This window comes from Desmospora profundinema (assembly GCF_031454155.1).
Lineage (GTDB): Bacteria > Bacillota > Bacilli > Thermoactinomycetales > DSM-45169 > Desmospora > Desmospora profundinema.
Genome location: NZ_JAVDQG010000002.1, coordinates 353,994 through 379,083 on the forward strand (window position 1 = coordinate 353,994; position 25,090 = coordinate 379,083).

Annotated in this window: 25 protein-coding genes and 1 other annotated feature; of the genes, 8 read left to right on the plus strand and 17 right to left on the minus strand. The window is 53.2% G+C overall.

Annotated features, from left to right (window positions below):
- Positions 1-334: 334 nt before the first annotated feature.
- The gene (locus tag JOE21_RS05360) at positions 335-982 is read right to left on the minus strand and encodes a helix-hairpin-helix domain-containing protein (RefSeq protein WP_309863326.1); all 648 of its coding nucleotides are present in this window, start codon (positions 980-982) and stop codon (positions 335-337) included.
- Positions 983-1,101: 119 nt separating this feature from the next.
- Here JOE21_RS05360 and comER point away from each other — a divergent pair, with 119 nt between their 5' ends.
- Positions 1,102-1,941 (plus strand): late competence protein ComER, encoded by an 840-nt coding sequence (gene comER / locus JOE21_RS05365; RefSeq protein ID WP_309863328.1) that lies wholly within the window; start codon positions 1,102-1,104, stop codon positions 1,939-1,941.
- Positions 1,942-2,062: 121 nt separating this feature from the next.
- On the opposite strand, the gene JOE21_RS05370 is transcribed toward comER, so the two are convergent.
- The 10 genes from JOE21_RS05370 to JOE21_RS05415 form a co-directional block, all read right to left on the minus strand.
- A complete protein-coding gene (locus JOE21_RS05370) occupies positions 2,063-2,218 on the minus strand; it encodes a hypothetical protein (RefSeq protein ID WP_309863331.1) in 156 nt (51 codons plus the stop codon).
- Positions 2,219-2,441: 223 nt separating this feature from the next.
- On the minus strand, positions 2,442-3,272 hold the full coding sequence (locus JOE21_RS05375; protein WP_309863334.1) for a MurR/RpiR family transcriptional regulator: 831 nt from the start codon (positions 3,270-3,272) through the stop codon (positions 2,442-2,444).
- A 33-nt stretch (positions 3,273-3,305) separates the two neighbouring features.
- Positions 3,306-4,685, minus strand: a complete 1,380-nt coding sequence (locus JOE21_RS05380) for an aspartate aminotransferase family protein (RefSeq protein WP_309863337.1) — start codon at positions 4,683-4,685, stop codon at positions 3,306-3,308.
- A gap of 254 nt (positions 4,686-4,939) precedes the next feature.
- Positions 4,940-7,402: a leucine--tRNA ligase gene (leuS, locus tag JOE21_RS05385; RefSeq protein ID WP_309863342.1), complete on the minus strand. Its 2,463-nt coding sequence runs from the start codon at positions 7,400-7,402 to the stop codon at positions 4,940-4,942.
- A 52-nt stretch (positions 7,403-7,454) separates the two neighbouring features.
- Positions 7,455-7,688 (minus strand) — a binding site (T-box leader).
- A gap of 275 nt (positions 7,689-7,963) precedes the next feature.
- Entirely contained in the window at positions 7,964-8,311 is a 348-nt protein-coding gene (gene rsfS / locus JOE21_RS05390; RefSeq protein ID WP_309863835.1) for a ribosome silencing factor, read from the minus strand.
- Entirely contained in the window at positions 8,302-8,892 is a 591-nt protein-coding gene (yqeK, locus tag JOE21_RS05395) for a bis(5'-nucleosyl)-tetraphosphatase (symmetrical) YqeK (RefSeq protein ID WP_309863345.1), read from the minus strand. The genes rsfS and yqeK overlap by 10 nt, the downstream gene beginning before the upstream one ends.
- The gene (gene nadD, locus JOE21_RS05400; RefSeq protein WP_309863347.1) at positions 8,879-9,475 is read right to left on the minus strand and encodes a nicotinate-nucleotide adenylyltransferase; all 597 of its coding nucleotides are present in this window, start codon (positions 9,473-9,475) and stop codon (positions 8,879-8,881) included. The genes yqeK and nadD overlap by 14 nt, the downstream gene beginning before the upstream one ends.
- The gene (locus JOE21_RS05405) at positions 9,472-10,365 is read right to left on the minus strand and encodes a shikimate dehydrogenase (RefSeq protein WP_309863350.1); all 894 of its coding nucleotides are present in this window, start codon (positions 10,363-10,365) and stop codon (positions 9,472-9,474) included. The genes nadD and JOE21_RS05405 overlap by 4 nt, the downstream gene beginning before the upstream one ends.
- Positions 10,366-10,391: 26 nt before the next feature.
- Complete coding sequence (yqeH, locus tag JOE21_RS05410) at positions 10,392-11,510, minus strand: ribosome biogenesis GTPase YqeH (RefSeq protein ID WP_309863352.1); 1,119 nt, start codon at positions 11,508-11,510, stop codon at positions 10,392-10,394.
- Positions 11,507-12,028, minus strand: a complete 522-nt coding sequence (locus tag JOE21_RS05415; RefSeq protein ID WP_309863355.1) for a YqeG family HAD IIIA-type phosphatase — start codon at positions 12,026-12,028, stop codon at positions 11,507-11,509. The genes yqeH and JOE21_RS05415 overlap by 4 nt, the downstream gene beginning before the upstream one ends.
- Positions 12,029-12,160: 132 nt before the next feature.
- Here JOE21_RS05415 and JOE21_RS05420 point away from each other — a divergent pair, with 132 nt between their 5' ends.
- Positions 12,161-12,712 carry a GNAT family N-acetyltransferase gene (locus JOE21_RS05420; RefSeq protein ID WP_309863357.1) on the plus strand — a complete coding sequence of 184 codons (552 nt, stop codon included), beginning with the start codon at positions 12,161-12,163 and terminating at the stop codon, positions 12,710-12,712.
- A 48-nt stretch (positions 12,713-12,760) separates the two neighbouring features.
- Positions 12,761-13,546 carry a class I SAM-dependent methyltransferase gene (locus tag JOE21_RS05425; protein WP_309863359.1) on the plus strand — a complete coding sequence of 262 codons (786 nt, stop codon included), beginning with the start codon at positions 12,761-12,763 and terminating at the stop codon, positions 13,544-13,546.
- A 653-nt stretch (positions 13,547-14,199) separates the two neighbouring features.
- Here JOE21_RS05425 and JOE21_RS05430 read toward each other — a convergent pair.
- On the minus strand, positions 14,200-15,924 hold the full coding sequence (locus JOE21_RS05430; protein ID WP_309863361.1) for a serine hydrolase domain-containing protein: 1,725 nt from the start codon (positions 15,922-15,924) through the stop codon (positions 14,200-14,202).
- A gap of 440 nt (positions 15,925-16,364) precedes the next feature.
- On the opposite strand from JOE21_RS05430, the gene JOE21_RS05435 reads away from it, so the two are divergent.
- Both JOE21_RS05435 and JOE21_RS05440 read left to right on the plus strand, forming a co-directional pair.
- Positions 16,365-17,444 (plus strand): S8 family peptidase, encoded by a 1,080-nt coding sequence (locus JOE21_RS05435; protein ID WP_374709330.1) that lies wholly within the window; start codon positions 16,365-16,367, stop codon positions 17,442-17,444.
- Between the two features lie 382 nt (positions 17,445-17,826).
- Positions 17,827-19,293, plus strand: a complete 1,467-nt coding sequence (locus JOE21_RS05440; protein WP_309863367.1) for a catalase — start codon at positions 17,827-17,829, stop codon at positions 19,291-19,293.
- Positions 19,294-19,348: 55 nt separating this feature from the next.
- Here the strand turns inward: JOE21_RS05440 and JOE21_RS05445 are convergent, their stop codons facing one another.
- The 3 genes from JOE21_RS05445 to JOE21_RS05455 form a co-directional block, all read right to left on the minus strand.
- Entirely contained in the window at positions 19,349-20,140 is a 792-nt protein-coding gene (locus tag JOE21_RS05445; protein ID WP_309863370.1) for an HAD family hydrolase, read from the minus strand.
- Positions 20,133-20,894 (minus strand): DeoR/GlpR family DNA-binding transcription regulator, encoded by a 762-nt coding sequence (locus tag JOE21_RS05450; protein ID WP_309863373.1) that lies wholly within the window; start codon positions 20,892-20,894, stop codon positions 20,133-20,135. The genes JOE21_RS05445 and JOE21_RS05450 overlap by 8 nt, the downstream gene beginning before the upstream one ends.
- Positions 20,895-21,327: 433 nt before the next feature.
- Complete coding sequence (locus tag JOE21_RS05455) at positions 21,328-22,116, minus strand: DUF4397 domain-containing protein (RefSeq protein WP_309863374.1); 789 nt, start codon at positions 22,114-22,116, stop codon at positions 21,328-21,330.
- 172 nt (positions 22,117-22,288) lie between these two features.
- On the opposite strand from JOE21_RS05455, the gene JOE21_RS05460 reads away from it, so the two are divergent.
- Positions 22,289-22,621, plus strand: a complete 333-nt coding sequence (locus JOE21_RS05460) for a hypothetical protein (protein WP_309863377.1) — start codon at positions 22,289-22,291, stop codon at positions 22,619-22,621.
- 85 nt (positions 22,622-22,706) lie between these two features.
- Here JOE21_RS05460 and JOE21_RS05465 read toward each other — a convergent pair whose 3' ends face one another.
- Both JOE21_RS05465 and JOE21_RS05470 read right to left on the minus strand, forming a co-directional pair.
- Positions 22,707-23,660 (minus strand): arsenic resistance protein, encoded by a 954-nt coding sequence (locus tag JOE21_RS05465; protein WP_309863838.1) that lies wholly within the window; start codon positions 23,658-23,660, stop codon positions 22,707-22,709.
- Positions 23,661-23,759: 99 nt separating this feature from the next.
- Positions 23,760-24,002, minus strand: coding sequence for a cysteine-rich CWC family protein (locus JOE21_RS05470; protein WP_309863841.1), 243 nt, complete (start codon positions 24,000-24,002; stop codon positions 23,760-23,762).
- A 313-nt stretch (positions 24,003-24,315) separates the two neighbouring features.
- Between JOE21_RS05470 and JOE21_RS17765 the strand changes: the two genes are divergently transcribed.
- Both JOE21_RS17765 and JOE21_RS05475 read left to right on the plus strand, forming a co-directional pair.
- A complete protein-coding gene (locus JOE21_RS17765) occupies positions 24,316-24,474 on the plus strand; it encodes a helix-turn-helix domain-containing protein (protein ID WP_374709331.1) in 159 nt (52 codons plus the stop codon).
- An 81-nt stretch (positions 24,475-24,555) separates the two neighbouring features.
- Positions 24,556-24,996: a DUF3862 domain-containing protein gene (locus JOE21_RS05475; protein WP_309863380.1), complete on the plus strand. Its 441-nt coding sequence runs from the start codon at positions 24,556-24,558 to the stop codon at positions 24,994-24,996.
- The last annotated feature ends 94 nt before the right edge of the window (positions 24,997-25,090 follow it).

A 25,090-nucleotide genomic window follows, 5' to 3' on the forward strand; every position in this document is an offset into this window, starting at 1 on the left:
CTTCTCAGAGTAATGACAAAGTGAGACCTGGGAACGAAGTGACTGTAGCGAGGCTTGTGCTTTAGGGCGTGTCTGAACAATCCGTAGTGCGGGATCCCAGGTCGGTATGGCTGTCTTCGTTTCGTTGCAAAAAACGCAAAGGCTCTCCGCCAGCCAACCGCCCCTCCCTTCTACTCACGAAAGATTGAATTACCAGACACGCCCTAGTGCAAAAGGCGCTCCACCGGTAATCGGTCCCCTCTTCCCTTATGAAGAAGTTTGTCATCAACCTCCCACCTGGGGGCTTCTTTTTCTCTCGGCGCAGCAAACCAACAAAAACACCCGAAAACCCCTATCAGTCCACTGTCACTTGATCCCGCAATTGCTCCAGCGTTTTTTCCCCGATGCCGGGCACCTGTACCAGTTCATCCACAGAGGAGAACGGTCCGTGTTCTTCCCGGTGGCGGAGGATGGCTTCCGCTTTGGCAGGGCCGATCCCGTTGAGGGATTCCAGCTGCTCCTGGGTAGCGGTATTCAGATTGACGGCCCCGGCTTCCCCTGACCCTCCCGCAGCCGGGAATGAATCGCCCGCGAGGGGAACGTCCTCCTCCCCTTCTGCGGGAACAAAGAGCGCCATTCCATCCGTCAAGGGTTGGGCTTGATTCACCCGATCCATATCCGCTTTCCCGGCGGGACCTCCCGCCCGTTTAACCGCATCTTCCACCCGGGAACCCGGCGGAAGCCGATACACCCCCGGCTTTTTCACCGCCCCCTTCACATCGACCACCAACTCCGCCGGTTCCTTTTTCCGATCGCTGTCCGCCGTATTTTCCACCGGTTGGAGCGGCTGGTACTCGTTTGTTCCCGGTCCGGGAAGGCTCTCCGCTTTCCTGTCATCCCCGGCCCACCATGAATACAGCACCATCCCCACCAATGCCAAGGCCAATACTCCCGCCGCCGTCGCCCATTTCTTCTCCCGGGCGCTCCATTCATCCACCCACATCGTGATCCCCTCCGATTTTCAAGCTGCCACCTTTCATCATCAATCACAGGCCGCCCGCATAGCCTGATATGGAATCATTTTTGACATGATCCGCGATCCATGGAAAAGGAGGGACCGATGTGGCGATCGGCTTTATCGGAACGGGAAGCATGGGGCGCACCCTGATCCAATCTTTCATTCACGCCGACAAGCTAGCCCCTGAAGAGATCGTTGTCCATAACCGCACCCGGAACAAAGCGGAAGAGTTGGCCAGGAACTATCCCGGTCTTCGCGTGGCGGCCGACAACCGGGAACTGGTCCGGCAATCCTCCCTGTTCTTCCTTTGCGTCAAACCCGGAGAATTTCGACATGTGTTGGAAGAAATCCAGGATTGCGTACGATCGGATCAGATTGCAATCTCCATCACCAGCCCGGTGATGATCCGGGATCTGGAAGAATGGCTGCCGGCCAAGGTGGCCAAAATCATCCCCAGCATCACCCAGGCGGTTCACGCGGGTCATTCCCTCTTCATCCCGGGTGAGCGCCTTCACGCAACAGACCGGGAAATATTGTGGAATCTGTTTTCAGCCATCAGCCGCCCCTTGGTGATTGAGGAAGATCATGTCCGGATCGCCTCCGACCTGGCCAGTTGCTCTCCCGCATTTTTAGCCCATTTGTTGGAAAAGTTAGCCGATGCTGCGGTGGAAGAAACCAATATTTCACGGGAACAGGCCCTCGCCCTGGTTACCCAGATGACGGATGGTTTGGGACGCTTGCTAACGGAGGGCGGCTTTACGTTAAAGAGCCTGCAAGAACGGGTGGCGGTCCCCGGCGGCATCACCCGAAAAGGACTGGATCTATTGGATACCGGTGTCGGATCTGTCTTCCACGACCTGATCCGGCTCACCCATGCCAAGTACGCAGAAGACGTTCAACAGGTAAAAACCGCTCTACTGACAGAGAAAGAGAGAAATCATTGAAAAAAAGCCAACAAAACCCATCTATTGATTATATCACGAATTTCGAATTTTGGGATTTGAAATCGAATGGTGTCGGAAAAAGAAACGACGAGCGGACTAACAAAGATCCGCTCGTCGTTTCTCAGGTGGAAGGCCGGTTCCGTCCTTCCGTTTCCTTCTGCTTGTTGGTCTCCACTTCCACGTCTAAAGGGGTCCCCTCCGTATATCCGCCGGAAGGAAGGGGAGTGTCCGTCTCCTCCATCAGCTCGGCTGCCTTGGTTTTTCGATTCTCTTTCATCGTCAGCCTCCTTTTCGTTGCTACAGTTGCATGTATACGAGAGTGTTATGAGCGTGGGTTGATCGGGTTGGTGGGCCGCCTTCGATCTCTTGCAAAAAGCGCAAAGGATCGCAGCCATCCCACCACCTTTCTTCTCACATCTGCGAACTGTAGCGTTAAAACGATTCCCCTTCATTGTTCCCCGCCGACTCCCGGACATGCAGGCAGTTGCCCTCGGACAAATTCATCCATCGGGAAAATAGATGCCTTCCCGATCCCACAGCTGCTCCATCTCCTCCAACCGCTTGGCCGCCTTTTTCTTATACGTGCGCCCCACCGCCGTCAGTAAAGCGTTGATCAAGGCGAGGGGAGCCGTAAAGGAGTCCACATAAGACGGCAAACGGCTGGAAGCGATCAGATAGACGTCACTTTCCCGCGCCAGCGGGGATCCGTTTGAATCGGTCAAAGCCAGGGTGGGAATACCCCGTGATCGGGCATATTGCAGGGCTTGCACCGTCCGGGCCGTATAGCGGGGAAAGCCGATCCCGATCACCAGATCGTTCTCTCCCAAAGCAGAGAGTCGTTCAAACATCGTATCGGAATGGATGACCAGTTCCGTGTTCTTCAGGATCAAATCGAGATAGAAAGTGAGAAAATAGCCGAGCGAGTGGGAGCTGCGAAAAGCGACGACAGCGATGTTCTCCGCTGAACCGATTCGATTTACCGCATCGGCGAAGAAACGGGGGTTCAGCTGGTTAACCGTTTGCTTCAGGTTGCTTAAATCATCCTGTAACACCTCAAAAGCCACACGGGATTCTTCCGGGTACAAATCCTCCGCCATATGGAGCCGTTCCACCGTGGTCAATCTCTCCCGCAGCCGTTCTTGCAGACTCCGCTGCATTTCCGTATAACCCGTGTAACCGAGAGAGACGGCAAACCGCACGACGGTTGCCTCGCTTACCCCCGTTTTTTTAGCCAGCTTGGCCGCGGTCAGAAACGGGGACGTATCCGGATGCCGTTCCACATAAGCGGCGATCTTGCGGTGCGATTTGCTCATCCCGCCGCTCTTTTGCAAAACCCGCTGATCAAATGATTCGTTGATAAATACTCACTCCTTTCCAGTCAGCCGTTTCACCCCTTCCTCAAACCGATCCAACGTCTCGGCCACCACGTCTGGAGTATGTGCTGTTGACAGGGAGAAACGATTCATGGGTTTAATGTATATCCCCCGTTCCAACAGATGAATATCCAGTTCACGCCTCAGACAAGGGTAGGCCGCATCTCTCTTTGTCCCGTTTTGTACCGGTTGCTCCGACAACATCACATTGAAGATGGTCCCATCCCCCAGCGTACTTCCCGAACATCCCCAACGCGCCAAAATCTCCTCCATCCCATTCCGCAAAAGCCGGGTTGCTTCCTCCACCTTAGCGAACACTCCCTCGTATTCCAAATGGGAAATGGTGGCCAATCCGGCCGCCAATACCGTCGGATGACCGTTGTAGGTCCCGCTGTGAAAGAGAACATCCCGACTGTGAGTCTGATTTTCGTTACCAGACAGGACATCCCCTCGATGTACCGGGGATGCTGTCTCCAGGATCGCCCGCCGGCCGCCCACCGCGCCTACGGGAAACCCTCCCCCCAGCACCTTGCCCAGTGTGGTCAGATCGGGAGTGATTCCATAACGGCCTTGCGCGCCGGACAGACCGAGACGGAACCCTGTTTTCACTTCGTCAAAGATCAGCGGGATCTCCTGCTTATTCGTCCATTCCCGCAGCGAACGGAGAAATACGGGGTCAGGGGGAATAAATCCGCCCTGCACCGGCTCCAGGATCACGCCGGCCAAATCGTTCTTCTCTTCTTCCAAAATCTCCAGGGATGCTTCCCAGTCGTTGAAGGGAAGAACCACTGTCTGATCCTGGTATTCATCCAAGACGCCCCTGGAATCCACCACCGGCCGCGGCCGTTCCCCCCGTTTCCGATTCCGGGATTGCACATTGATCAGCATCGGGTCATAGCCCCCGTGATAATGGCCCTCAAATTTTGCGATTTTTCGTTTTTCCGTCCAGCCGCGGGCGAGACGAACAGCCAACATCGTCGCCTCCAACCCCGAATTGGTAAAGCGAATCAACTCAATACCCGGATAGAGATCGATCAATTTACGGGCCATTTCAGCTTCCAAGGCATGGGGAGCCCCAAAGACGAAACTGCCCATCGTTTCCCACTGCTCCGCCACCGCCCGCCGCACTCCCGGATGACCGTGACCCAACATCAACGCGCCATAACACAAGTTGTAATCGATGTATTCATTCCCGTCCACGTCCCGCATACGGGCACCTGAAGCCGATTCCATAAACAACGGGTAGGGATCAAAATGCTTGATGTTGGCGGTGATCCCTCCAGGAATGCATTGGGCCGCCTCTTCAAATAAGCGGGCGGACTGTGAAGTCTTTTCCAACAAAGGGGGGACCGGCTTTGCCGGTGTTGCCATGGTTCTCATCCTCCAGTGATTTTTATCATTCATATATTATAATGTATGAATGATTTATTTCATTATATGTGAGGAAACCCGTTTTGTTCAGCGGCTAAAAACCCCTTTCTTCCTCCTGTCGAAAGATGAGAGTGCTTGACAGGGAATGAGTGAAATAAAATCTCCCTTTTTCTATTCATATGAATGATATCCTTCATTCATCCACAAAAAAACCGCCGATCCTGTATCGAACCGGCGGACTGGGATATTCTGTTTTACTTCGCCACGATATTTACCAATTTACCGGGGACTACGATCACCTTGTGAACCGTTTTTCCGTTCACCAGTTTACGTACCTTTTCATCTCCCATCACGTGCTCTTCAATCGCTTTCCGGTCCGCTCCGGAGGGTACAACCGCTTTATGGCGCACCTTGCCGTTTATCTGGACGGCGATCTCCACTTCATCCAGAACCAAAGCCGCTTCATCGTAAGCCGGCCAGGATTGATCGTGAACACTGTCGGTATTCCCCATCTGCTCCCACAACTCCTCGGTGATGTGAGGAGCAAAGGGCGCCAACAGGAGCACCACCGTCTCAATCGCCTGCGCCAGCGTGCCCCTGTCCGCTTCGGCAGGGTACGCATAGATACCGTTCACCAGTTCCATAATGCCGCTGATCGCGGTGTTGAACTGGTAACGCTCATGAATGTCGACCGTCGCTTTTTTCACTGTTTGGTGTACCAGGCGGTGAAGTTCCTTGGCGGCATCATCGTTGGGCTGGGGTGGCTGCCGATTTTCAAACAGAGAGACATGGTTCTGCACCATGCGCCACACCCGGGTCAGGAAACGATAACTGCCTTCCACACCGGAATCGCTCCATTCCAGCTCCCGATCCGGCGGAGCGGCGAACAAAATAAACAGGCGGGCGGTATCGGCCCCATAACGCTCAATGATATCCTGCGGGGAGACAACATTCCCTTTGGACTTGGACATCTTGGAACCATCCTTCAACACCATTCCTTGGGGGAAGTAATGCTGGAAGGGTTCGTCCGCCTCCAACATACCGGCATCGTGCAACACCTTGGTAACGAAGCGGGAGTACAGGAGATGAAGCACAGCATGCTCCACCCCGCCGATATAAAAGTCGACCGGCATCCAGCGGTTGGCTTGTTCCGCCGCAAAAGGCTTATCCTCCTGATGAGGGTCGGTATAACGCAAGAAGTACCAGGAAGAATCGATGAAGGTGTCCATGGTGTCCGTTTCCCGGCGGGCGACTCCCCCACAGGAGGGGCAGCTCGCAGTGGCAAACTGTTCAGAGGTGGTTAATGGATTGCTTTTGCCGTCAAACACCACATCCTCCGGCAGCCGCACCGGAAGCTCTTCTTTGGGTACGGGAACCACTCCGCAATTATCGCAGTACAAGATTGGGATGGGGCAACCCCAGTACCGCTGACGGGAAAACAACCAATCCCGCAACCGGTAGGAGACGGTCGCACCTCCCCGTCCATGTTCTTTCAAGTGATCGGCAATGGCACGGATCGCTTTCCGATTGTCCAGTCCATCGAAGGGACCGGAATGAATCAGCACACCATCTTCCACATACGCGGTTTCCAGCTCTGCCGCTTCATCATCCCCCTCCTGCGGACGGACCACCTGCCGGATAGGAAGATCGTATTTTTGTGCAAATGCAAAGTCCCGTTCATCGTGGGCGGGAACACCCATGACTGCACCGGTACCAACCTCCATCAACACGTAATTGGCCACCCAGATCGGGATGTTTTCACCGGTCAAGGGATGTTTGGCATAGGCTCCGGTAAAATGGCCCACCTTCTCCACATCGGAACCGGTGCGGGATAGCTCCGACTCTTTCGCCATCGCGTCGATGAAATCCCGGATGGTCTCTTCGCTCTCTTTTCTCTGGATCAGACGCGGAACCAGGGGGTGTTCCGGTGCCAGCACCATATAAGTGACCCCGTATAAGGTGTCGGGACGGGTGGTGAAAACGGATACCGGTGTATCATCCAACTCCGGAATTGTAAACGTAATCGTTGCCCCTTCGCTGCGGCCAATCCAATTTCGCTGCATCGCCTTTACTTTTTCCGGCCATTTCGGAAGGCTTTCCAATCCCTCCAACAACGCATCGGCATAATCCGTAATACGCAGGAACCACTGTTCCAGTTCCTTTTTCTCCACTTCGCTGTCACAACGCCAACACTTGCCGTCTTCCACCTGTTCGTTGGCCAATACGGTGGCACAGTCGGGGCACCAGTTGACAGCCGCCTTTTTGCGATAGGCCAACCCCCGTTCATAGAACAAGAGGAACAGCCATTGAGTAAAACGGTAATAGTCCGGCTGGCAGGTTCCCACATACCGATCCCAATCATAAGAAATCCCCATACGGGCCTGCTCTTCCCGAATCCGTTCCATATTGGACTCCGTCCACTGCCTCGGGTTGACGCCCCGCTGGATGGCGGCGTTTTCCGCCGGCAATCCGAAGGCATCCGCACCCATGGGATGAAGCACCCGATATCCGTTCATTCGTTTGAAACGGGCGACTACATCCCCAATCGAGTAATTGCGGACATGCCCCATATGCAATCCTTCTCCCGAGGGATAGGGAAACATCTCCAACGCGTAAAACTTTGGTTTATCCGATGCTTCCGGGGTGGAATGGGCTCCCATCCGTTCCCATCTTTCCTGCCATCGGGGTTCCAACGTTTGTGGCTCATAACGTCTCATGGCTTTCTCCATCCTTCTCCAAAATATAAAACCTCCCGCCCCCAGCTCTTTTGCTAGGGACGAGAGGTTGGTTCACATCTCCCGCGGTACCACCCTGATTGGCACAGCCGAAAAGCCGTACCCGCTCGAGATCCGTTAACGCAGATCAGGCGTCGAAAGGTACTAAAGCGGTTCCCCTTCGAAGCGATGAGGCGAGTTCATCCGGCTGTCCCGATCGGCTTACACCAAACACCGACTCTCTGAGCGGGCAATCACCTGAATTACTGCTCCCCATCCTGGCCATAAAAACGGTTTAACTGGGTATGAAATGATTTAATCAACATTATATGCAACAGCTTGGTTTAGTGTCAACGGATTTTTATATTTTTTGTTTCATCCGCTTTTGTACGAATCTCGTTTCCTTGATGAAATGGTTTAGTGGTAACAGACTTCCCGATGGATCTTTGCATTATACCTTTTTTTAACATCCGTTCAAGTTGAAAGGATCCCCGCCGAAAAAATAATCCCCCTCCCTCGGGTAACCGAAAGAGAGAGGATTGCGTAAACCTATCTCTATATGGATTACTGCACACCCACCTGTGCGGCATCGCCCCACAGACGTTCCAAATCGTAGAAATCCCGCTCATCCTTGTGGAAGACATGGACGACCACATCACCGAGATCCACCAGCACCCAACGAGCTTCGGACAACCCTTCGACCCCCTTGACGGGAATATCGGCTTCCTGCACCTTTTTCTTGATGGCATCCACGATCGCCTTCACCTGTGTTTGAGAATTCCCATGGCAGACTACAAAATAATCGGCGATGACGGACAACCCCCGGATATCCATGATGGTAACACGCTGGGCCTTTTTTTCCTCGGCGGCGGAGGCCGCCAGTTGAGCCAATTCCACTAGGTTCAAAGAGATTCCTCCTTCAAATTTGGTCGGTGGACCCGGTCCACCAAATCGTTTCGGGCAGCCAGTGTCAGTGGGTACACTTTTTGACAGCGATCAATCAGAAAACGAAGGGTGTTGTCCAACGACTGAAGAAGCGCCCGCTCCAAATCGGTCTCCGCCAATTTACGGATTTCATCCACTCCCGGGTAGCGGCGTCCCGGTTCGATCACGTCGGCAACAAAGATCACTTGTTCCAGTAAACTCATATGCGGACGACCAGAGGTATGATAACGGATCGCATTTAAAATTTCGTCGTCCCCTACCCCCAGTTCCTCTCGAACGGCTTCCGCTCCCACAAACGCGTGCCACAACTCCGTATTGTGCTCCAAAAGGTCGCGGGGAAGACCCTTGTCCCAGATCATCCGCCGCATTTTTCCCACCGGCCAAAACTTGCAATAATCATGCAGCAAAGCTGCCGTTTCCGCTTTTTCCACATCGGCGCCAAACCGCTCCGCCAACACCTTGGCCGTGTCAACCACTCGCAGGGTGTGTTCCCAACGGGTACGGGGCATCTGGGCTCGAACCGCTTCTCTCCAATCAGCTCGATTCATACAAATGATTCTCCTCTATATGACGGCGAACTGAATCCGGCACCAGGAATCGAATGGACCTCCCCGTACGCACCCGTTCACGAATATCCGTAGACGAAAGCATCACCTGTATGCCTCCCGTTACCGGAATCAGACGTTTCCGTATCCACTCCGGAAGGCGGTCGTCATTCTCCCAGTCGTGTCCGGGCCGAGTCAGACCAATCATCCGCACCGTATTCAGGATTTCTTTTATTTTATACCATCTCGGCAAATCCAGCACCATATCACTGCCCAGAATGAAGAAAAATTCCCGTTCTGGATGGTGATGCATCAAGACTTCCAACGTATCCGCCGTATAAGAAGGGCCGGAGCGCTCCAGCTCGATCCGGGAAACGGAAAAACCGGGCACCCCCTCCACCGCCTGCTGCACCATAAAAAAACGATGTTCCGCCGACGCCGTGACACAGCCGGACTTATGGGGGGGCCGGGCGGCGGGAATGAACCAAACCTCGTCCAGGCCCGCTGCTTCCCGCGCCTGCTCCGCCATGATGAGATGGCCATGGTGGATCGGGTCGAAGGTGCCTCCGAATAACCCCGTTTTCATGTTGCCCCTTCCTTCTGTCCATTAGAATGGCCAACAGCGGAGTCGGTATCCAGTGACGCTTCCAGCCGATTCCGCATCCGGTCCGCCGGTGCCTCGGTTCCCGTCCAGCGCTCAAAGGCCAATGCGGCTTGGTGAACGAGCATCCCCAGTCCCTCATGGGTTTTTGCACCCGCCTCTCTCGCATCCCGCAAGAGACGGGTTTCCCGGGGGTGGTACACCAAGTCGCTGACCAACAGTCCCGGACGCAACCATTTTTCCGGGATCACGCTCCCGTTGATCTGGGGATGCATTCCTACCGAGGTGGTTTGCACCACCAACGAGGACCGCTTCAGCGCTTCCTCCAGCCGTTCCGGGGGAGCTCCCTCCGCCCGGGTCCAACGGGAGAGACGGGCCGCCAACTCTTCCGCTTTGGAGGTTGTTCGGTTGACCACGGTAACGCGATTCGCTCCAGCCCGTGCCAACGCATAACCCACCGCACGCGCCGCTCCTCCGGCCCCGATGAGAGTGACCGACTCGCCCTTGGGATCAAACCCGCTTTCCTGCATCAGGGATCGTATATATCCTGCTCCATCGGTGTTGGTCCCCACCCAGCGGCTTCCATCGCGGATCACGGTATTAACCGCCCCGATCGCTTCGGCGGCTTCTTCCACCTCATCCAGGTAATCCATCACTGCCACCTTGTGGGGAATGGTCACATTAAATCCGCGGAAACCGAGTGCACCCATCCCGGCGACGGCATCGGCCAATTCTTCTTCTCCCACATCAAAAGCCAGGTAGACAAAGGGGAGATTCCGCTCTCGAAAAGCAGCGTTCATAATCTGCGGGGACTTGGAATGGGCGACGGGCCGCCCCAACAGACCCACAGGCGTGGTGTGACTGGTGATTTCCATCATAGTCTCCCCTTTCGGTGATATATTCAAATGATAGACGGGCGGACTTGCACCTGAATCCCTTCCGGCACCCATACATCCACTTGAGCGCGGTCCGTCCCGCAGGAAACCCATCCTAACCCGGGGATAACCAGATCTTCCTTTTCCTTTCCCGTTAAGGGAAAGCGGTGGCGTTTCATCGGCGGGATCTCTTTCGGATCCGCCGGCGGCACCAACAGTTGACCTCGCTGTTTTTCCCACAATTCGTCCGCTTTTTCCAACTTGGTGCGATGGATGTACAAGGAATTGGCAAAATAGCACACAAAGGGTTGACGTTCTCCCTCCCGAAAATCAAAACGGACCAGTCCCCCGAAAAAGAGAGTCTGCCCCGCGTTCAGCTGATATCCTTTGGGTTTGATCTCCGTTTGGGGTGTGATCGCCTTCAATTCCTTGGGAGCCACATATTCGCTCATTCGGTCCCGCCGTACGATTCCCGGCATATCCACGATATGCTTGTTTTCTCCCAATGGGATGTAAACCGCATCCAGTGTCGTGCCGGGATAGGGGGAAGTGGTCACCGATGCCTCCCCTTCCGCTCCGAATTCCCGGAGCAGCGCATTGATAAACGTAGACTTGCCCGCGTTGGCCGTTCCCACCACATACACATCCCGCCCCCGACGCTTTTCCTCAATCGCCTGAGCGGCCTCTTGGATGTGATGTCCTTTTTCGGCGCTGATCAGGATGACATCGACCGGCTTCACCCCCTGTTCTTTCGCCGTGCGATAGACCCATTCTTTTAATTTTTGCCGCTTCGTCGACCGGGGAAACAAGTCCACTTTGTTGGCCAGGATCAGGATCGGGTTGCCGCCGGTATGCCGTCCGATTCCGTTGATCCAACTTCCGGCGAAATCAAACAGGTCCACCACCTGTACCACCAAAGCGTCTTGCTTTCCGATCGATTGCAACCGATTCATATAGGCATCGGCATCATGCTCCACCGGCGCCACATCGTTGTAATGCCGAATGCGGAAGCACCGCTTACAGATAATGTGCTCCCGCTCCAGGGCCGCTTGCGGCACATAGCCGGAACGCTCCGGATCATCTGCCTGCAACGGGGCGCCGCACCCTTCGCAATGGACCTCTTCCCGCTTTAATTGCTCATTCACTTTCGATCCTCCCATCCCAACAGGCCCCGCTGTTTCATCCAGCGAAAAACAACCCGCTCCATCAGTCGGTTCACCTTGGTGAAAATGCCCTCCACTTCCGAAACGGGCAACACCAAAATGGTATGCATGCCCCGTCGATTGCCTCCCAGTACATCTGTGAAAAGCTGGTCGCCCACCATCACCGTCTCCTCCGGAGTCGTTTCCAGCTGGCGCATCGCCCGGTTAAAAGCCGACAATAAAGGTTTTTTCGCCGCATGGATCCAAGGAACGCGCAGCGGAGTCGCAAACCGGGATACCCGGGTCCGGGTATTGTTAGAGACGATCATCACCTTAAACCCCATCCCCTGCAGCTGATCCAGCCAGCTGATCAATTTCGGCGTCGCATCCGGCCGATCCGCTTCCACCAGGGTATTGTCCAGATCGACGATGATCGCTTTGACCCCCCGTCGCTGGAGGGCGTTATAATCAATATCATAGATGGATTCAACAAACTCGTCGGGAATGATCCGCTTCAGCACAGCCCCACCTCACCGCTTGTTTAATCGGCACTTACTATACCACATCATGGAAGGCTGAAGCAAAACAGAACGCCCCTCTCCCCGGACTTCTTTGTTAAAATGATGCCAACCCTCAACAAAAGGAGAGAAACCATGTCCCCGCTTCCCCTCACCACCGTGCGCCTTCACTTGCAACCGTTTGATTTGGCGGATGCCCCGGCTGTGCAGGAATGGGCCAAAGATGCCCGCGTAGCCGCTACCACATTGAACATTCCCCATCCTTACCCGGACGGAGCCGCAGAAGATTGGATCGGCTCCCTGCATGAACAGCATCACCGCAATCGAGGCACCACCGTTGCCATCCGCCTCCGACATGATGACACCTTGATCGGCGCCATGGGATTGGGCATTCATCCCCAGCACAATCGAGCCGAGCTGGCCTACTGGATCGGCGTCCCCTACTGGGGGCAAGGATACGCCACTGAAGCCGCCCGAGCCGTCATCCGCTACGGCTTTCAGGACCTCGGCCTTCACCGCATCTGGGCCGCCGCCATGGTCCATAACCCCGCCTCCAGCCGGGTACTGGAAAAAGCGGGATTGAAAAGGGAAGGACTACTCCGCCAGCATGTGAAAAAAGGAGACACCTATATAGACCTGGTGTACTATGGGCTGTTGCAGGAAGAGTGGGCGTCCTTGTGCAATTAAAAGAAAAGGTAATTTCTGTACCCCACTCATTTGAGAGGAGAGGACACAGTGGAAAAAGTCTACGATACCATTGGAGGAAACTATGATACCACCCGGCGAGCCGACCCTGAGATTACCCGCCGGTTGCGATCTCACCTGCAACTTCCGAACGGCTCATCGGTGATCGATATCGCCTGCGGCACTGGAAATTACACCATCGCTTTACACCATTTACACCTTCAGATGACGGGTGTGGACATCTCCAAAACCATGATCGAGCAAGCCCGGACCAAATCGGATCAGATCGACTGGATCCACTCGGACGCGGTCTCTCTTCCCGTATCGGAAAGCCGATACGATGGCGCCATCATCGTCTTGTCCATCCATCATATCGCGGATCGACGGCAGGTTTTTCATGAGATTTATCGTGTACTAAACCAAGGGCGGCTGGTGATCTTTACTTCTTCACCGGAACAAATGAAAGGCTACTGGTTAAACGAGTATTTTCCCCAAGCGATGGACGCTGCTTGCAGCCAGATGCCGTCAGTCCCGCTTATTTACCGAGAATTGCAACATGCGGGTTTTTCGATCATCGGAACGGAATCGTTCCTCGTTCAACCCGACCTGAAAGACTTTTTCCTGTACAGCGGCCGATACCAACCCGAACTCTACCTCGATAAACAAGTCCGCAAGGGTATTTCCACCTTTGCCACACTGGCTGATCCAGAAGAAGTGAACAGCGGTTGTGAAAGGCTGAAAGCGGACTTGCAATCGGGACGGTTTAAGGAGGTACAAAACCGATACCGGAGCGACCAAGGGGATTACTGTTTCATCGTGGCGGAAAAGCGGAAGTGACTTCTCCAATAGCTTTAGCCGGGCTTCTGTCTCCCCGAAGGCGGTGGGCGCGAACCACAGTACTGGCCGCATGAAGATCATTCTATTTCACTCACCCCATGGTATTTATAAAAACCCAAGTGATAGCTAAGGCGACAACAGAAACTACAATACGTACGACCGTATATTTTGTCCAACGAACGACTCGATCTACCCCTATAACATCTAGTGTGAATACGGAAATAATAAAGATAACTCGCCCGACTGCTGGATAAAAAAATCCTGTACCAAAAAAAGACCTCCCCCTGTCGGGGGTTGATGATTGAGCGTAATACCTGATCAGTTTCTATACTCCACTAGAGCGTGTCTGAACAATCCGCAGCGCGAGATCCCGGGTCGGTATGGCTGCCTTCGTTTCGTCGCAAAAGCGCATAGCGAGACCAGGGAACAACAGTGACCCGGGCGAGACTTGTGCTCTGTGAGTGCAAAGGCGAACCAAATCCATACCGATCCACCCTTCTATTCACGGAAGGTTGAATGACCAGACAGTCCTAATAAAGGGAAACACGAATGATGGTATCCTTCGTGTTTCCATCTGTTCCGTCGTAGTTTGATATCCATGATCCGGGACGTCACAAGTGGATCCCAATCGAAAAAAAGGAATACTTCCCCCCTCACCACCTCCGCTTTTCCCAGCCATCCCCACTCGTCCACTCCACCTTCACCTTTTTCCCGCGGTCATCGCGCAGGACGGGATCCTTCACATACCACCCCCGGCCGTTCACCGTAGCATCGGTATGATAGCGGAAGCGGAGATGGTTTATTTCAGCGGGAAGTTCAACGCTGCGGCGATGCCAGTCCGCCCGGCCGGAGAGGGCTTCGGTGAGGGGGTGCCATTCACGTCCATCGCGGGAGCCTTCCACCACACCGTAATCAACAACCGGCTCCGTGCGGTGCCACGTGTCAAATGTGAGCGTACGTTTGCCCGCAGTCACTGGAAGCAATCCCGTATCCAGCGTGCGGTCGAGATGGTCGCCGTAGCCCGCAAACCACGCTTCTTTTCTACCGGGAATGCGTACCGGAATCGCATCGGCGACAAAACGGGCCACCTGGCGCCGGATGGGGTTAATGGTGGGGGTGTTCCGGGTCGGATGAACCCGGTTGGTTAAGGTGATGACGATGGTGGCCTGGTCACGGTTCACCACCATCGCCGTGCCGGTAAAGCCGGTATGGCCCATGGTCCGATGATCGGAAAGAGCATCCATAAACCATCCCTGGTTCAGCTCCCATCCCAGACCGTGGTCGTTGCCGGGAAACGCTTCATTTTGGTTCTCCTCCATCTGTTCCACCGTCTTCTCCTTCAATATACGTGTCTTGCCGTAACTCCCTTTCTGTAACAGCGTATGGGCAAAAATGGCCAGATCATGGGCGGTGGAAAACACACCGGCATGACCCGCTACACCGTCCAGGGACCAGGCGTTTTCATCGTGGACCTCCCCCCAGACCATCCCCCTCTCCACCTCCGGCTGGTACTCCGTGGCCGCGATCCGTTTTTTTAACGATGCCGGAGGATTGTATAGGGTATCCTTCATGCCCAATGGTTGGGTGATGTTTTCCCGAACGAACGTATCCAGCCGTTGTCCCGACAACCGCTCCACCAGGGCTCCCAGGGTGATCATGTTGAGGTCACTGTATATGTAGGAGGTTCCGGGATCCTGTTGCAGCGGATGAGTTAATGCGATCTGAATCCGTTCAGCCCGATTGGATCCTTGCCGATACAGCGGGATCCACGGCGGCATTCCGGAGGTATGGGCCATCAGTTGGCGAATGGTGACCGTATCCTTTCCGTTTTGGGCAAACTCCGGCAGGTGCTTGGCAACAGGGTCGTCCAGGTCAAATTTTCCTTCCTCATACAGTTTCATGGCCGCGGTAGTAGTAAAAATTTTGCTGATCGACGCAACGTCGAACAGGGTGTGCTCCCGCATCGGGATCGGTTCTTCAACCGGTGTGCCGGTGCCATCCCGGTAGCGAAGGGCATGGCCGTATGCTTGCCGCTTTACGACATGCCCCCGACGCACCACATATACCACCGCTCCCGGAGACTGACCGTTTTGGACGATCTCTTCCATATAACGATCCATTTCCCCTATGGGCTTTCGTTTCAACCCGGCTGATTCAGGTGTACCCGGATGGAGAACCCGGCTTGATCTTCCCGGCCGATCCCACGACAAAGGACCTCGATCCGTAAACATGGACCCCTCCTCCAAAGACGTCCCTTTCTCTTCCCGCCGTTCCATCGTCGGTTCCACCCGTTCTTGTGCCCATATGGAAGAAGGCAACATCAACGTAGCAGCTAAAGCGACGACACCCATCCGTTTCCACATCGTTTTCCCCAACATCGGATCCCTCCCCGGTTGGCCATTTCCACTCTATATTATCAGAATTGACATTTTATTTTAACCCATACACAGTCTATTATTACAATAAAATCAATAAAAGCCAAAAAAGATAAACCGACATCTCGCACCCTCAATTCAAGAAATTTTAATTTATTATTTGTCAATATACTCATTTTTATTTATTATTTAAATCAAAAAATCACCTTCCCACATGAATGCAAACGAAATAGAATGTTATTCTTTGATATTGTGTCCATAAGCGTGAAAAAGAGTGATAGATGCTTCTGTATGCTCAATTTTAGCAATATAAAATAATATTTGCTGATCGCGGCATCAACTTAATATTGCTAGAATTCTAATAGTAAGCCTCTTGTAAAAATTCTGTAAAAGGATGTGGGAGAGTGTTTCGGAAAACAGGGTTTAACCTTTTTCTTAGCGTAATGTTGATGTTCGCTCTCGCTGTGCCTGCCATGGCAGCACCGGGAGACAGCGGAAGTGACAGTTATCTGGTTCTCTTTCACGAGGATGAAGCAGGAACCTTGAACGATGTCGCCTCCACTGTGGAAAAAACAGGCGGGGACGTAGAGCACCAGTTTAAACACATCCCCGCAGTAGAAGCCGAGCTGACTACCAAAGAGGTCGCCAAGCTGAAAAAAGATCCCTCCGTCAAAACGGTGGAAAAAAATCACACTGCCCATGCCCTGCAAACCGTTCCATACGGCATTCCCCAGGTAAAAGCGGACCAAGTCCATTCGACGGGGGTACGCGGTCAAGGGGTGAAGGTGGCCGTGTTGGACACGGGGATCGACTACAACCATGAAGACCTGAACGTCCGTGGCGGTGCTTCCTTCGTCGGCGGGAATTACATGGACCGCAACGGACACGGAACCCATGTGGCCGGTACCATCGCGGCTGTAGATAACAGCATCGGTGTTATCGGTGTGGCACCCGATGCGGAGCTCTATGCCGTCAAAGTGCTGAGTGATTCCGGATCCGGCTCATACAGCGGCATCGCCCAAGGGATCGAGTGGGCGATCGACAACGGCATGGATGTGATCAACATGAGCCTGGGCGGTTCGTCCAGTTCCAGTGTTCTCCAAAGTGCCGTCCAACGGGCCTACAACAGCGGCATCGTCGTGGTGGCGGCGGCGGGGAACTCCGGTGCCGGCACGGATACCGTCGGCTATCCCGCCAAGTATCCGGAAGCCATCGCCGTGGCCGCCGTGGACTCCAACAACCAACGAGCCAGCTTCTCCAGCACGGGACCATCCGTGGAATTGTCCGCTCCGGGAGTAAATGTGTTGAGCACCATTCCGAGGAACCGGTATTCCAGCTATAGTGGAACCTCCATGGCATCCCCCCATGTCGCCGGTGTGGCCGTGCTGGTGAAAAGCGCCAATCCCTCGCTTTCCAATGTACAGATCCGCGAGGCGATGAACGCTACCGCCATTCCTTTGGGTGCCAGCAACCAGTACGGCAACGGCTTGGTGGATGCTGTTGCAGCTGTCAATTATCATTGAAGCCAACGATCTCCCATGGGAGATACCCGCCTGATTTTCTGTGGGAAAAACCGGGTGACGGTGAAACATTAAAACACAGGTTCCAACAAACGATAACGCTCTTGTCGGTGTATCAACCAAGCTGCCAACCAGCCTGACACAACCGCCAGGCTTTATTAGGCCCGATCAAGCCCATCCATTCTCCCCGACGCACATGAAAGCAGATATTGGACACCACCATCAAGTCCCCGGGAATCCCCATCTTCCGGGGGCTTGAACTTTTCCGCCGACCCTTCTTTTATTCAACCGCTATAATACCTATTGACTGCAGCCTTAATTAAAATTATTATTAATAGAGATTGATTATTAGACAAAAACAATTTCTAATTAGGAGTGAAGGAGTATGGACAACAAGCACAACCGCCTTACCACCAACCAAGGGGTTCCCGTCGGGGACAACCAGAACTCGCGTACGGCGGGGCGCCGCGGACCTACCCTGTTGGAGGATTATCACCTGATCGAAAAACTGGCCCACTTTGATCGTGAACGCGTACCTGAGCGTGTGGTGCATGCTCGTGGCGCTGGTGCCCACGGTGTGTTCCGGGTGACACACGCCATGAAGGATTACACCAAGGCTGCCTTCCTCCAAGAAGAGGATAAGGAAACACCGGTGTTTGTCCGCTTCTCCACCGTGATCCATCCCTCCGGGTCACCCGAAACCGCCCGTGATCCGCGCGGTTTTGCCACCAAGTTTTACACGGAAGAAGGCAACTACGACATCGTTGGCAACCATTTGCCTGTTTTCTTCATTCGGGACGCGATTAAATTCCCCGATATGGTCCATTCCTTGAAACCGGCACCGGATACCAATATCCAGGATCCGGACCGGTATTGGGATTTTATGACCCTCACCCCGGAATCCACCCATATGATGACCTGGGTCTTCTCCGATTACGGAACACCGGCCAACTATCGTCAGATGGAAGGATTCGGCGTACACGCCTTTAAGTGGGTAAACGCTGCCGGCCAAGTGGTGTATGTGAAATACCACTGGAAACCGCTGCAGGGTGTCCGAAACCTGTCCGCGGAAGAAGCGGCAACGGTTCAAGGGGAGGATTTCCAACACGCTACCCGTGATCTTTTTGACCATATTGAAAAAGGTGACTATCCCAAGTGGGACTTATACGTACAAATCATGAAACCTGAGGAATTGGACCGGTATGAATGGGATCCGCTGGATCCGACCAAAGTATGGCCTGAAGATCTCTATCCGTTGCAGCCCGTCGGACGGATGACCCTGAACCGAAACCCGAAAAACTTCTTCGCCGAAGTGGAGCAATCCGCCTTTTCTCCCAGTGCAACCGTTCCGGGAATCGAACCTTCTGAAGACAAACTGCTGCAAGGCCGCCTGTTCTCCTACCCGGATACACAGCGCCACCGGATCGGTCCCAATTACCTGGACCTTCCGATTAACTGCCCCTACGCCCCGGTGCGCAACAACACGCGGGACGGGAACATGCAGTATCATACGGATATTTCTCCGATCAACTACGAGCCCAACCGACACGAAGGTACCCCCCGGGAAGATTCAACCTATCTGGAAAGCGAAACACCGCTTGAAGGGGCAGCCGGTCGGCAGAAAATTTTCAAAACTGACGATTTCTCGCAGGCCGGTGAGCGTTACCGTGCGTTTTCCGAAGAGGAACGCGCCAACCTGATCAAAAATCTGACCAATGACCTAAAACAGGTTCATGAAAAAACACGCTTGCTCGCCATCTGCAATTTCTATCGTGCAGATGAGGAATACGGGCTCCGTTTGGCTGAAAGCCTCGGTGTGGATATCAGCCAATATCTGCAGCAACAATCGTAATAGAAAATCAGCAGAACAAAACCGCCTCCCCATCCGGGAGGCGGTTGTTTCGTCCTTAAACACGGGTCATGGCTCTCTTGACAGCATCACTGACGGAATCGGCGGTTTTCCCGGCTTTTAACCGTACTCCCGCCGGAGCATGAGCCATAGCGAAGCTGAGGTGGGGAAAGGATTCAAACATCGACACGTCATTAAACGCATCTCCAATAGTAAGAACCTGTTCCCTCGAAATACCCAATCGCTCCACCAATACCTGAAGTCCCCGTCCCTTGGAGATCCCCCGGGGCATCACATCCAGGCAATCCCGATCGGAAATGAATAAGTCCACTTCCTCACCAAACCGTCTTTCCAAACGGCTTTTCAGCTTCTCAATCCGTTCCATTTCACCAAAATAACTGAACTTGCACGGCATCACCTCTTGTCGGAGCAAAGCAGATCCCAATTCCGGCATCAACCGGACAGAGGAAAACAAGCGGGACTCTACCAGCTCCGCCATCCCGACACGACGGTGACTCAAAAGCTGGTGCTCCAAGCAAACCAACATAAACAAATCTTCTCCTTGCGTCTCTTCAAACAACGCCACCGCCAGGTCCGGGGTAAACACGTGCTTCACCAGCGGCTCTCCCTCTCGTGTGCGGACAAAGGCCCCATTTTGGCTCACTCCGTGGGCAGGAATTCCGATGACATCCATCACCTGTTCCAGTTCTGCCTGCATCCTTCCTGAAGCCAGGCACAGCTGGCTTCCATCCCGAACCGCCTCCATCAGGGTTTTCCGGTCTTCCTCCCGCACCAGCTTTTCTTCATCCAACAAGGTCCCATCCAAGTCTGTAACGATCAGCTTAACCATGCGGGGTCACCTCCATGATCTCCACTTCCTGTTCCTCCAGCGCCCTTTGCAAATCGGCGGGAGGCGGTTGATCGGTCACCAACCGATCGATCGATCCAAGATCACACACCCGGTAAAAAAAACGGCGGTGAAATTTGGTGGCATCCGCCAATACGATGACTTGGCCTGCACATTGAAGCGACTCCCGAATCACTTGGCCATCCTCCTCATCGGGATAAAACACACCCTCCGGAGTAATCCCGCTGGCACCGAGAAATGCCTTATCGACACGATAGTTCCGCAGCATGGCAACAGTGGTCGCCCCGTACACATAACGGTGTTTCGGGTGCAACTTTCCACCGAGCAAACGGACGGAGACATGGGGACGGTCCGCTAAAACCGATGCGATATCGATGGAATTGGTCACCACCGTCACATCCTCGGCAGTAAGAGAAGCGGCCACCGCCTGTACGGTGGTCGAGGCATCCAGGATCAAATGCTCCCCGTCCCGAATGAGACCCGCCGCCTCACGACCGATCGCCTCTTTCTCACCTGCAGCCGATTCCAGGCGTTCCCGGTAACTTTTCACCTCTTTTTCCGGCAGGAGAGCCCCGCCGCGGGTGCGCAGGATGACTCCCTGTTCATCGAGTTTAACCAGATCCCTTCGGGCGGTATCCCGCGACACCCCGAACCGGTCGCAGATCTCCTGCACGCTGATCCGTTTGTACTGTTCCAGATACTCCCGTATCTTGCGCAATCGCTCTTCCTGGTACAACGAAATCCCTCCTTTCCCATCAATGACCGATCATCACTTACTAACACTTATAAATTATAAGGATTTATAAGTCATTATGCAATATCGGGCATAAAAAATACCCCGGCAATCGCCGGGGAGGCTGCTGACAAACCTCTTCGTTAAGGGAAGAGGGGAACGATTTCCGGTGTAGCGCCCTATGACCGACTACCTAGCGGAGTCTCCGTAGGACTCAACCGTCTAGCGGCCACCTTGCTTTTCTTTTGGCCGCTGGTTGGGTCCGGAGGAGACGGAGCGGACTGCCCTTCATCGGTGAAAGGAAAAGAGGCGCGGAGACGGAAATCGGGCCCCGGGCTCTCGTTGCACGACAGCACAAGTCACCATGGTCACTTTATCATCAATCTGCCTGGCAATCGCCGGGATTCAGTTCGGTGTATGACAGATGGATTAACCCTCACCTCCCGTCCCGCAGGAGTAACAGGTTCAGTCGGGGTCTGCCTTGAGACAATCCAATCAGATATGCGGAATAAGCTTGGTTTGCCTGGAATGTAACACGGGGAACCGTCAATATTTTTTGACGGCGATCATCTATGAATACTTCCACCTCCTCTGTTGCCGGATGTACCGTCAGGTAGCGGGTCACCTCCTTGAATCGAACATCGGGGTACATGATATTCTCGCTAATGGTCACATCCACTGTGGGTGTATCCGGCGACAAATGGCCAAAACGAAGATGTACCTTGCCCTGTTCCACCTCCGGGTCATCTACGATCGTCAACAATTCGAGCTGCCTCGGTCGGTTCACCGCCGCCAACGTATACACGTTACCCGCTTCCAACGTCACTCTCTCCTGCAACACTGGCTCCCCCCGGCGAAACACTTCCACACGATAAGTTCTAGGCGGCAGATCAATGTAGTTGGACGCGTTTCCGTAACCCAGGTTAGTAGCCAGTCTCCGTCCATCTATATTGACATTCACTTGAGCTGTCCCTGGTGAGGCGTGCAAAATCCGCACCCGGGTCCTCTCTCTGGGAACCGACGACGGCTCCGTCTGGGATTCCTGTTGTCCATCTCCCATAACCGTACCCATTTGTACCATTTCCGCCACCCGTCGAGTATAACGAAGGTGCTTTTTATAGTAGTGGACATGCCATTCCGGATGGCTGTATTTGTAGTACTCCGCCAACAGTCCATACATTTGAGCCTTTTCCAAATACCGCTTCAGCTCCCGGCTATGATCCATCTTACTTCCCTCCGTTCATTCAAATGGACTTGATTTATGGATATTCAATTCGGGCACAAGACTGCACCAAAAGTGATTTAAAGTGCAAAAAGTCATCATTTTCCTGTCGACAATTTAACAGAATTATCTTATTATTATAGGAAAGAATGCTTAACGGAAAGGAAGATGGCCTATGAACGCGTATGGATTGGCATTAGACTCCCGAGACCATCACACATTTTTAAAAATGACGGGATTGGCCTGGAATCTGCTGAACGATCCTGACCGACATAACCATCTCCGTTATCAATTGTTCCGTTATCTGTCTTCTCATACACTAGCGGAAGTGAGAATAGCGCTCCGTCAACCTAGGGCCATCCAGGATGCACTGGAACATGCGGCTCACGGAGAAATCCCGGCGCCCGGCAAGTGGATGGACCACGCAGTCCAACAGTTCCTGCTCCAACAAGTGGCCCCCGCACTCCCCTCCCCGCCCAACCATCCCGCTCTGCCCTATCATAAGTAATACAAAAACACCGATTTCCATCTGGGAAATCGGTGTTTGATATATCTTTACATCAGAGTAGCAGAGACATGTGCATTTCTATCCATCACTTCCCCCTTATCCGCAACAACAGGCTGGAAAACAAGGATAATGTCGGCAATTCAATCAACGGGCCCATAACCAAGGCGAGAGCGATCAAGGGCTGATCGGGAAACGCCGTGATGGCGATCGCCAGTGCGATAGGGGAATTTCGTGCCAATGTGGTGAAGTGCAAACTTACCGTATCCGCATAGGAGAAGCGCCAAACTCGGGCCACCCCCTGACCCGCTGCAAAAATGAGCATGAAGCCGATCCAAACCGGAAGGAGCAACGTGAACAACACCCATGGGTTTTGAAGCAAAACCATTCCCTGAGAAGCGAACATCGCAACGATCACCAGATTAAGAAAAATCAGTTGTACCGTACCAGCCCGGGTGAGAACCTTCTCCCTCAACCAATCCTCTCCTCTACAACGGCGAAATATCCACCGGATCAAGCGGGACAACACCAATGGCACTACTAAAACCAGCACGATACTTGTCAACAGCCACATCGGTTCCACCCCATGCAACTGCCCGGTCAAAAACCAAACATAAAAGGGTAATAATAGGATTTGCAAGATCAGGTTCAAGGGTAGAATTGCCGCCGACAGAGTCACATTTCCCCTTGCGATGGAAGTGAACACCAAATACCAGTCCGTACATGGTGTTACCATCAACATCACAAATCCGATCCATAACTCCGGGCTTTCCCGCAGAAAGAGATAACCGAGACCGCCTGCAAATAACGGCGTCACGACAAAGTTGATTCCCACGCTGGCTGTAGTAAACGGGACGTTCGCCAACGATTTCCGCACATCCCCCAAAGGGATTTGCAGAAACACCCCTATCAACATCACCACCAGAAAAGGCAGAATCAGCCGCTCAGCCCAATCGGACCCTATACCCATCCGCCCGACCCATAAACCCAACACCACAGAACAGAGAATCACCAAAGCCTGAGATCGTTCCAACCATCCCAATGAGTTCACATCATCACACCTATCCATCTACCCCGTATCATCCTGATTGATAATCAGATATCACAATCAATGACTGAAAAAGAGCCAGGCAGAGCTGTCTCACTCTGCTTTTTCATCCTGTCTGCCGTTTTTGAATGCTGAAAGGCAATCACGGCAGATACAGGATTGATTCATTTGATGGGAGGGTACGAGATCAAAAATTTCATCCGGAAAGCTCTCCCGGCTGCACCAGCATGTACCGCGGGGCTTGCCTGACAGATTTCCGCAATCATTGTCCAAGCCGCAGATGGGACAGTTTGAAGGGTGGATGGTTTCTCCTGTCACGATTCTCCCCGCTTCCATCGTTTTCACAATTATAACATCCCAAATGATTCAAAGATCCCCCCTCTGCCCCTTCAACCTTCCAAGCATTTTCATCCTCGAAAAAGTGATTACCGAAGGGAGAACAGCCCAAACGGAGGTTCTACAAAATTTTTTTTGGCACACACAAAGAGGTTTAGAAAACTTTATAAACGGTAATATATTCATAGATATGTTGAGGCGTGTTTGACATAATTAGTATTAAAATCCTATTATTCAGACGTGCCCAACTTTAGTTAAAGGAGGGATGGTCAGGGTGAGAACCGATGGGTCAACCATGCTTTCGCCGTCCAGAATGCTCACCCCTGAAGAGGCGGCGGAAAGACTTGCAGTTAGTCCGAACACGATCCGAAAGTGGTTGCGAAGCGGAAAGTTACAAGGGTACAAGCTTCCAAACGTTTGGCGGATTCGTGAAAGTGATTTGAATCAGTTTATCGAAAAAGGAAAGCAATAGTCATACAGAAAGAATCCCCTTTCTGTAAAAGACATTGCACAACTTTGGCAGAGAAAGGGGAGAAAAAAGGCGCTTCCTTCCTTGACGACAGTCACGGACGACGCGCCTCATCATCTCATGAAAAAAATCATCTTGATCGTCGGCGGAATCTTCTTAGGATTCGCTCTACTTGGAGTGGCTTGTGTAGCGGTGCTGGGAGTCGCGTTTGAAGAAGCGGACAAGGAATTGGAAAAGATCGAGTCGGAGATCAATACACCTGAAGAAGGGACTGCCGATGAACGTTCTGAAGAGGACTCATCCGATACCACATTAACGATGGATAAATACAACCAAATCGAAAACGGTATGAGCTACGATGAAGTGGTAGAGATTATCGGCTTTGAAGGAGAAGAAAACAGTCAAAACGAAGTGGCCGGAGTAAAAACCGTCATGTATACCTGGCAAAACTCCGACGGCTCCAATATGAACGCCATCTTTCAAGATGACAAACTAAACTCCAAATCACAATTTGGACTGAAGTAATCCATATGAAACAGACGCCCCGGCTAAAACCGGGGAGTCCCTCTTCAAAAGGGAAATTATCATTCCGATCCATCCACACATAAAAACCCACCTG

What these genes read in the sequence shown, in the direction of transcription:
- JOE21_RS05380 (WP_309863337.1), bottom strand. Translation starts at nt 4,685, where the DNA reads ATGGCAACACCGGCAAAGCCGGTCCCCCCTTTGTTGGAAAAGACTTCA.
- JOE21_RS05455 (WP_309863374.1), bottom strand. Translation starts at nt 22,116, where the DNA reads ATGGATCATAGCCGGGAGCTGAAGCGGTATTTGGAAAAGGCTCAAATG.
- JOE21_RS05470 (WP_309863841.1), bottom strand. Translation starts at nt 24,002, where the DNA reads ATGGAAGCGGGGAGAATCGTGACAGGAGAAACCATCCACCCTTCAAAC.
- JOE21_RS05445 (WP_309863370.1), bottom strand. Translation starts at nt 20,140, where the DNA reads ATGGTTAAGCTGATCGTTACAGACTTGGATGGGACCTTGTTGGATGAA.
- JOE21_RS05360 (WP_309863326.1), bottom strand. Translation starts at nt 982, where the DNA reads ATGTGGGTGGATGAATGGAGCGCCCGGGAGAAGAAATGGGCGACGGCG.
- yqeK (WP_309863345.1), bottom strand. Translation starts at nt 8,892, where the DNA reads ATGAATCGAGCTGATTGGAGAGAAGCGGTTCGAGCCCAGATGCCCCGT.
- JOE21_RS05405 (WP_309863350.1), bottom strand. Translation starts at nt 10,365, where the DNA reads ATGGAAATCACCAGTCACACCACGCCTGTGGGTCTGTTGGGGCGGCCC.
- JOE21_RS05440 (WP_309863367.1), top strand. Translation starts at nt 17,827, where the DNA reads ATGGACAACAAGCACAACCGCCTTACCACCAACCAAGGGGTTCCCGTC.
- nadD (WP_309863347.1), bottom strand. Translation starts at nt 9,475, where the DNA reads ATGAAAACGGGGTTATTCGGAGGCACCTTCGACCCGATCCACCATGGC.
- JOE21_RS05435 (WP_374709330.1), top strand. Translation starts at nt 16,365, where the DNA reads ATGTTGATGTTCGCTCTCGCTGTGCCTGCCATGGCAGCACCGGGAGAC.
- JOE21_RS05420 (WP_309863357.1), top strand. Translation starts at nt 12,161, where the DNA reads ATGTCCCCGCTTCCCCTCACCACCGTGCGCCTTCACTTGCAACCGTTT.
- JOE21_RS05370 (WP_309863331.1), bottom strand. Translation starts at nt 2,218, where the DNA reads ATGAAAGAGAATCGAAAAACCAAGGCAGCCGAGCTGATGGAGGAGACG.
- JOE21_RS05460 (WP_309863377.1), top strand. Translation starts at nt 22,289, where the DNA reads ATGAACGCGTATGGATTGGCATTAGACTCCCGAGACCATCACACATTT.
- leuS (WP_309863342.1), bottom strand. Translation starts at nt 7,402, where the DNA reads ATGAGACGTTATGAGCCACAAACGTTGGAACCCCGATGGCAGGAAAGA.
- JOE21_RS17765 (WP_374709331.1), top strand. Translation starts at nt 24,316, where the DNA reads ATGCTCACCCCTGAAGAGGCGGCGGAAAGACTTGCAGTTAGTCCGAAC.
- JOE21_RS05430 (WP_309863361.1), bottom strand. Translation starts at nt 15,924, where the DNA reads ATGTTGGGGAAAACGATGTGGAAACGGATGGGTGTCGTCGCTTTAGCT.